The organism is Chamaesiphon sp. OTE_8_metabat_110 (assembly GCF_031382685.1).
In the GTDB taxonomy this organism is placed as follows: domain Bacteria; phylum Cyanobacteriota; class Cyanobacteriia; order Cyanobacteriales; family Chamaesiphonaceae; genus Chamaesiphon.
This window is the reverse complement of sequence record NZ_JANMZA010000175.1, coordinates 1-5,468: the sequence shown is the minus strand read 5'-3', so window position 1 is coordinate 5,468 and position 5,468 is coordinate 1. Positions and strand designations below refer to the sequence as shown.

Below are 5,468 nucleotides of genomic sequence, written 5' to 3'. Positions count from 1 at the left end.
CTTGGTTCAAATTTTTGACAGAAATCATCAATATCCGAGAATAATGCGTCTAAACTATTCATAGGAAGAGGTGCTAGAGCGTTGATAGTTATACCTTCTAGCTTAATGCCTCTTCCCTTTCTTATCCCGAACTGACGTTATTTAACCAACGATGCTTACTGTTGCCAATTACGACGGTGAATGAGTTCTAATTGACCTGTGGATTCTTGAATTTGAGACATTTGTCGTTGATACAATGCCCGAAATAGATTCGCACAAAGAGAAGCCATCACGGCGACAACTACGCCTGTGGCCGTACTAATTAAAGCTTCGGCAATACCGCCGACGACGTTATTTGCACCCGCCCCAGCACTCTGACCGATTTTTAGGGAAGAGAATGAAGCAATTAAGCCTGTTACGGTACCCAAAAGCCCCAGCAGTGGGGCTAATCCAATAATGGCATCAAAAATATCAATAAATCGGCGTAAGATCGGAATTTCGGCATGAGCTTCGCTCTCTAGTGCCAACCGAAATTCATCAGGTGTCGCATCTTTTAGGCCGATTGCCGCCATAAAGATTCTGGCGATCGGTAGATCTTGTTCGCGTTCTAGTCGATCGATAACTAGTGGCGATCCATTCTGATATAAATCTAATACTGCCCTAATCATTGGTTTCTCTCTGCGACCGATTTTAGTCCAGAAATATAGCCTTTCAATCCCAAGAGCGATCGTGAGGATCGAACCAAACAGCAGGGGATACATTACCGCGCCACCTGCATTAAAAGTTTTAATAAAGTCCATAATTATTGCATTTTTCCTGCTTTCCAAGTTCCTTCTATTTTACTACCATTGGCAGCAGTTAAGACTCCTTTGCCTTCCCGATCGCCATCTTTAAATTCGCCAGTAAATTGTTCGCCACCTTTGTATTTACAGGTAGCTTTACCATTTAGTTCGCCATTGCTAAATTCTCCCTCACAACGATTTCCACCTGTAATGATTACACCTTTACCGACAAATTTACTATCTTTAAATTCTCCAGTATAACTGTCTCCATTTTTGAATTTATAGGTGCCAGCACCATTGAATTTTCCCGCCGCAAAATCACCAGTATAGTTGTCGCCACTAACTAGAATTAATGCTCCTTTGCCACTGGGGGCGCCATTAATAAAGGTACCAGTATAAATATTACCATTTTTATATTTGCGAGTCCCTGTCCCTGCAAATTGTCCGGCTTTAAATTCACCTGAATAAGTACTCTTATCGGCAAAAGTCATCACACCTTTACCATCTGGCTTATCGTTAGCTAAATTACCTTGATAACTATTTCCATTTTTGTATTCGCAAGTACCAGCTCCATTGAGTTGAGTATTTGTAGCAATTCCGGTACAGCGATCGCCATTTTTAAAGGTAAATGCACCTTTACCTGCGGGATCTCCATTTTTGAATTCGCCCTGATAACCGCCGCCACCCGCCGCGATATAATTACCGATGCCATTGGGTTCTCCCTTGGCAAAATCGCCTTCATACCGATCGCCGTCTGGATAGGTTCTTACTCCTTTCCCCTCAATTTGACCGTCTTTAAATGCGCCTTGATAGCTGCCGCCAGCGGCGAATGTATACTTACCAGTCCCAGAAAATTTACCGTCTTTGAAAGAGCCAGTATAGGTATCTTTACTAGCATATTTGCAAGTGGCTTGCCCGTTTAAAACTCCTCTACTCACTTCACCCTCACATTTACTCCCATCGGGCAATGTGATGCTGGCGGCGATCGCGTGATGAGATTGAGATAGTGAGACTGCAACTCCGATTGCACTCGTAATTAATATTTTGAAATAACTCATATAACCCAAACAACTTTTATCGAATAAATATTACTGTATTAGTACTAAAAATGCCCAACGTTAGCGATCGAATTTAATAGTAATAGCAGTCTAATCATAGTAAGATATTCGCCTTTACTACTCGTTCTACTACTTTCCCTGGGGGGCTAAATTGCATTTGTTTGACTCCATTAATCACTACTCGATCGATCGTCGAATTACCGCTAGATTTGGCGATACTCGCACTAGTGACATTACCGCTGGGATCGATGGCGATCCTGATCCGTAATTTATCTTTGCCACCATCGCGATCGTCTAAATCTGTCAGTCCGCTAATTTCGCATCTGTTGATACATTGCAAGCCAAATGCTTTCCCACCAGCATCGTCACTGCTGGTATTCCCTGGATTTGGTTTCAAGCCAGCACCTGGCTCGGCTCTGGCACCGCGCCAACTATTGCCTGGAGTGACACCGCTAGGTTCACCATCACTTCTAGTAGTAATACTAGAAGTATTCCCAGCTAATCTAGTGCCTAGCTTTCCGCCGCCAGTAGGTTTATTTGCCAATCCTGACTGGTTGTTACTGGAGCCTGCAAAATCGTCATTGCTGGGAGCCTTGACTTTGCTGGGTGCGACGTTACCAAAGTTGTCATCACTGGCAGTATTACTACCAGGCGTATTCCCAGCTAATCTATTGCCTAGTTTTCCGCCGCCAGTAGGTTGCCCCGCCAATCCTGACTGGTTGTTGCTGGAGCCTGTAAAGTCGTCGGGGGTGGGTGTTTTAATTTTGCTCGGTGCGACTTCCCCAAAATCTTGTTCTGGAGTTGGTGCGGGTGTATCTGTCGATCTCGCAAGTTGGCGATTGGGTGAAGTACTCGCCAACCCTGATTGATTTTCACCGATGGGCGTTCCCGGCTGAGGCTCTGTGACTATTTTCTGCTGTTGCGGTGGAGGGGTAGTAAAAGTCGGCGATTTTACTACCTTTTGCTTGGGTGTTACCGGAGTTTCTGCTAGCGGTTGCGCTGGTTTGAATAGTTCGTCAGGAAACTCTGGAGCTACCACTTTTAATGGCGGTTCGATAGACTTGGGTGCAGGTTTACTAGCAGGTTTAGTGGGAACTCGTTCGCGTGGCGTCGGCTTCGCCGGATCGATGAAGTTATCGAGTGCTGATGCTGTCTTGACGATCGGGGCTGGTTTTTGCGCTACCTGGGCAGGTACTTTGGCGATCGGCATTGGTTTAGCTGGAGCTGTTTTTGGCTCCAGTGTCGCGGGTACCTTAACGATCGGGACTGGTTTTGCCGCCTCTGGCTTTGGCTCTACCTTTGTAGGAGCCTTAACGGGGGCTACTGTTGTCTGTGGCGCAGGTTTTGCTGGTGGCTGCTCAGTCTCGACATCTACCATCGTAATTTCCATCGGTTCGTCGATCGCGGCGGTGGGCTGCCACCAATGAGCGACTCCAGCGATCGCCGCAATGTGGAACGCGATCGAGCCACCCACCCCAGCCAGCAAGATAGTCAGCAGATTTTTGTCGGCATTCCGTCTGGATATAGCACTGAAACTCGATTGTTCCATAATTGTTGGAATTTATACAGCTATGATTGATTACTTTGGCTAGCGATCGTGTAACTCACTGCCATGTCGATTCTCGCGTCTAGCAGAGGCTATGCCAACGGCTGGTATAGTGAAGCAGCGATCCAACCAATCCACCAATTGACTGCGATCGAGCGATTGCGTCCGAGTCACGCTCCAAACTTGAATAGCCGCAGTGGGCGTGTCTACTGTCACTAATAAGAGTTGCCCAGTGGAACACTTACAAGGAATTTTCAGCTCTTGAAGACGGCGATGTATCTGCCAGCGCTCGCCCCAGGCTATATCGACGATCGAGATCCAGTCTGAGTAATTTACTTGTTCCATTTTAATTGGGATTCTCATTCCGTAAGCGCAAAGCGCAGGCGTTGCCAACGCGTTGTCGTAAGCCTGCATTAGGCACAGCGTTTGCCTTAGCAAAGAGGCTACGCCAACGATGCTTTTGCTTAAATTCAGAATACCCTAAATGATAATTAGAAGCAACAAGTTGATAGCTATGTTAGCATCAGGCGACATCAATTAGAGCTAAAAATCCTTAAAAGTCTCTACTAGCCTAGATTGTGGGCGAATGAGTCGCACCGGAGCTGTTACCAACTTTTATCAATAGTACATCTTATCGATCGAGCAGCTCAAATGAGATGTGAGCAGGTTTACAGCACGTCCCCCGACCCAAACTACTCGTGCTAAGATACTTAACTAAGACTGCTTTGTTAAATCAATCGATGACGATTAGCTGTAAAAATATCGAATAGTCTGGTTAAAAAGTTAACCTTAAATAGAAAGCGAGAAATTTATGACAACATCACAGAGCTTAATGCGTGGATTTGGTGAAGTCGGAGCTAACGTCGTGGGATTGGATCTTACGGTAACTGAGCCAGTGTGTGAGGGCTTAAATATCGCTTTGGCAAGTTTTCAGGCTTTATACTTGCAATATCAAAAACATCACTTTGTCGTAGAAGGCGCAGAATTTTACTCGCTGCACCAGTTTTTTGAAGATGGCTACGAGCAACTCAAAAGTCACGCTCATGATGTTGCCGAACGCTTGGATGGCTTAGGCGGAGTCCCTGCGGCGAGTTTTACCAAATTGGCAGAACTTTGTTGTTTCACCCCTGAAGCCGATGGTGCCTTTAACTGTCGGACGATGTTAGAAAATGACTTGGTAGGCGAACAAGCAATTATCGCGCTGATCCGCAGCCAAGCTAGTCAAGCTGAAAGTTTGGGCGATCGGGCAACACTGCATTTATACGAGCAAATTCTGCTAAAAACCGAAGAGAGAGCCTATCATATCGGTCAATTTTAGGCTCCTGATAACTTGGTCAGATCTTTGAATTAGCAGATCTCCGATCGCACCAACCTTCCTTTCTTAGTAGGGGCAATGTCTTATGTTGTCTTGTCTCGCATAATCCGGGAACGGCGCATCGAACGCGTGGCGGGGCTAATTCCAGGGATCGAAGTCGATGGTGGTGCCAAACCATTTGCCGGACATCCCGACGAACTCGTGACTGACGGTTTGGATGGTTTGGACGATCGATTTAGTTGGTTTAGCACGAGAATGCTCGCTAAATCTTAGGAAATTCGCTCTCACTTAATTTGGAATGCAATTACCGTGTATTAATTTATTATCACTCAGTTCTTGTACCAAACAGATTCCTTATCTAGGAACTGGAATCGCCAGTGAAGATGGGCAGATAAATCATGGTTTCAAAAACCTCACTACTTATCCAGAATTAATTGATGCTATTCCCGAACTAACTGCGGATCGAGCATTGAAGGATTTGGTGAGTTCTTTGAATACTAGTAATAGCCGATTTTTTACAACTGGATGCTTCAGTCAGACGATCGATGAAAAATCTAGCTATCGGCATTATGGCTATCTGGAATTTTCTTGGAATTGTCAGGTTTGTATCAGGGATGCGATTAACTATTTTTCGCTATTCTTTCATTTTCAACAGTTTTTATCCGAACATCAGTAGCAGGGGTAACGGGAGTGCAAGTCAAGCCCAAAGGACAAGCCGAAGCCCAATTGCTGCCCGTAGAAGGGGCGTTTATCTATCAAAGTGGCTCCAAACCGATTACCGATTTTGT

The 5,468-nt window shown here is 45.4% G+C and carries 7 protein-coding genes; 3 read left to right on the top strand and 4 right to left on the bottom strand.

Annotation, left to right across the window (positions count from 1 at the left end; translation table 11 throughout):
- Positions 1-155: 155 nt before the first annotated feature.
- The 4 genes from RMO52_RS06290 to RMO52_RS06275 form a co-directional block, all read right to left on the bottom strand.
- On the bottom strand, positions 156-779 hold the full coding sequence (locus tag RMO52_RS06290; protein ID WP_309743721.1) for a MotA/TolQ/ExbB proton channel family protein: 624 nt from the start codon (positions 777-779) through the stop codon (positions 156-158).
- A 2-nt stretch (positions 780-781) separates the two neighbouring features.
- Positions 782-1,819 carry a hypothetical protein gene (locus tag RMO52_RS06285; protein ID WP_310411975.1) on the bottom strand — a complete coding sequence of 346 codons (1,038 nt, stop codon included), beginning with the start codon at positions 1,817-1,819 and terminating at the stop codon, positions 782-784.
- A 94-nt stretch (positions 1,820-1,913) separates the two neighbouring features.
- Complete coding sequence (locus RMO52_RS06280) at positions 1,914-3,368, bottom strand: TonB family protein (protein ID WP_310411972.1); 1,455 nt, start codon at positions 3,366-3,368, stop codon at positions 1,914-1,916.
- A 39-nt stretch (positions 3,369-3,407) separates the two neighbouring features.
- A complete protein-coding gene (locus tag RMO52_RS06275) occupies positions 3,408-3,710 on the bottom strand; it encodes an Asr1405/Asl0597 family protein (RefSeq protein WP_309743715.1) in 303 nt (100 codons plus the stop codon).
- 466 nt (positions 3,711-4,176) lie between these two features.
- Here RMO52_RS06275 and RMO52_RS06270 point away from each other — a divergent pair, with 466 nt between their 5' ends.
- From RMO52_RS06270 to RMO52_RS06260, 3 genes are all read left to right on the top strand, one after another.
- Positions 4,177-4,683 carry a Dps family protein gene (locus RMO52_RS06270; protein ID WP_310411970.1) on the top strand — a complete coding sequence of 169 codons (507 nt, stop codon included), beginning with the start codon at positions 4,177-4,179 and terminating at the stop codon, positions 4,681-4,683.
- 90 nt (positions 4,684-4,773) lie between these two features.
- The gene (locus RMO52_RS06265) at positions 4,774-4,953 is read left to right on the top strand and encodes a class I fructose-bisphosphate aldolase (protein ID WP_310411967.1); all 180 of its coding nucleotides are present in this window, start codon (positions 4,774-4,776) and stop codon (positions 4,951-4,953) included.
- A 25-nt stretch (positions 4,954-4,978) separates the two neighbouring features.
- Positions 4,979-5,356, top strand: coding sequence for a hypothetical protein (locus tag RMO52_RS06260; protein WP_309743709.1), 378 nt, complete (start codon positions 4,979-4,981; stop codon positions 5,354-5,356).
- Positions 5,357-5,468 lie beyond the last annotated feature (112 nt).